Source organism: Vibrio sp. 811 (assembly GCF_033339195.1).
This window is the reverse complement of sequence record NZ_JAWOUB010000279.1, coordinates 1-795: the sequence shown is the minus strand read 5'-3', so window position 1 is coordinate 795 and position 795 is coordinate 1. Positions and strand designations below refer to the sequence as shown.

Genomic DNA, 795 nt, shown 5'->3' with positions numbered 1-795 from the left:
CTTCGAACGTGCTGCCCTGCTCGACGAGATCCAGCATCGAAAGACGGAAAATGATGATGAACTTCTCACCCACCGCTTTACGTACAGCTTTCACTATCTCCAACGGGAAGCGCATGCGTTTTTTGTAACTGCCGCCCCAATCGTCATATCGCATATTGGTGCGCTTACAAAGGAACTGATTGATCAAATAACCTTCTGAGCCCATTAATTCCACGCCGTCATAACCGGCAAGTTGAGCGAGTTCAGCGCTGTTGGCAAATTCATCGATGGTCTTTTTGATCTGACGCTCGCTCATTTCACTCGGCGCAAACTTCGCGATCGGCGCTTTAATGCCAGAGGCGCTCTGCGCAAACGGGTGCATCGCGTAACGCCCAGCATGTAAAATCTGTAGTGCAATTTTGCCACCATGCTTGTGCACCGCATCGGTAACTACTCGGTGCGCCTTTGCGTGTTTTGGCTTACTAAACTCCGCACTTAACGGGTGCAGACGACCGCGTAAATTCGGTGAAAAACCGCCGGTCACGATAAGCCCGACGCCACCTTTCGCGCGCTCTTCATAAAACGCGGCGAGCTTTTGCAATCCTTCCTTGTGCTCTTCTAGGCCTGTGTGCATTGATCCCATCAGGACTCGATTTCGTAATTGTGTAAAACCTAGGTCCAGTGGTTTTAATAAATTAGGGTACATGGCAGACATCACTAAACATCCATTTTTATTATCATGGTCTGACCAGACTACGTCCGGAAAACCAAAAAATCAAACAGGCGTTTACATTTTTGTAACACCGATCAATCTCG

General features: G+C 48.6%; 1 pseudogene. It reads right to left on the bottom strand.

The features are described 5' to 3' along the window. A pseudogene (gene fadH / locus R7Q46_RS26340) lies at positions 1-694 on the bottom strand (NADPH-dependent 2,4-dienoyl-CoA reductase); the annotation flags it as partial. Positions 695-795 lie beyond the last annotated feature (101 nt).